Here is a 957-nt window from a genome sequence, read left to right on the forward strand (position 1 = left end):
ACACCATCTTTTGCCCGCCAGGATGGTCAGCGAGTAAAATCACCGTCTGCTTCTGAAAAATGACCGAGTTATCATTTTTAAACTGATAAAAAAGCTCTACCGCCGGATGACCATTAACAGAAGTCATCTGAGAGGATTCAAGACGAAAGTCGGGCACCGTAATTTCCAGTTCACGCGTCAGTCGGGTAGCCGCATCATGGACTTTATCTTCGTTTTTTGCCGTCGCACAAGAAACAACAAAAGTAAACTCGCTAGCTCCGTTATCACTCATGGTGAATAAATTCATGGTTCTGTCTTTAAATACATCGGGCAAGGCGAGTGTTGCTTCCTGAAGGATATATTCGGCCATTCTGGTTATTCTTATTTATTGGCATTAAAAACAAAAAAACCATCCACTTCCTGCTGGATTTCACCCTGATGGGATGCACCTGGTGGGTCGATGACATTACGTCCGTCATCAGGGTTTAAGTGCAATTCCCCGGAAAGCGTATTAATTTGAGCATTCTGTTTTGCAGTAAAGTTAAAGTTATTACCAATGATATGAACGCTACCGTCTTTTGATAGCTCGATGGCGCTTTCACCACATTCCAGTCTCAGCGTATTACCTGCGGAAAGTATAAAATTATTAACTACCTTATCGTTTCGACTGTTCCCCGTCAGGCATACCACATCGCCTTTAATCCCTGATTTCTGGTTTTTCGCTACCCGTAAGGTTTCATCTTCACCAACAAACTGGGTACGATTTTTTTCGGTAGAGTGAGACTCGTCATTTTTGACGTTAATATCCAGATTCCGCTCAGCCTGGATCCACACCTGCTCTGCRCCCGCCTTGTCCTCAAAGCGCAGGGCATTGGCATTATCCACGGAGCCATCCTTCGTGCGGCTCATAAAGCCCATCTGCGTGGCCGCCGCCGGCAGCGCCCACGGCGGCATGCTTGCTTCGTTATACACGCGACC

The 957-nt window shown here is 46.3% G+C and carries 2 protein-coding genes (1 of these 2 only partly in view); both read right to left on the reverse strand.

Going from position 1 to position 957, the window contains the following annotated elements; all coding sequences use genetic code 11:
* Nucleotides 1-349: DcrB-related protein (locus JTA15_RS08535; protein ID WP_219373115.1), on the reverse strand; the 349-nt coding region annotated here is incomplete at its 3' end.
* An 11-nt stretch (nt 350-360) separates the two neighbouring features.
* On the reverse strand, nt 361-957 hold part of the coding region annotated (locus tag JTA15_RS21775; RefSeq protein ID WP_255580190.1) for a type VI secretion system Vgr family protein (this coding region is incomplete at its 5' end). The annotated region continues 566 nt past the right edge of the window; 597 of 1,163 annotated nt are visible.

Origin of the sequence: Enterobacter sp. BIDMC 29, from assembly GCF_019378755.1 — a bacterium.
Classification (GTDB): domain Bacteria; phylum Pseudomonadota; class Gammaproteobacteria; order Enterobacterales; family Enterobacteriaceae; genus Enterobacter; species Enterobacter ludwigii.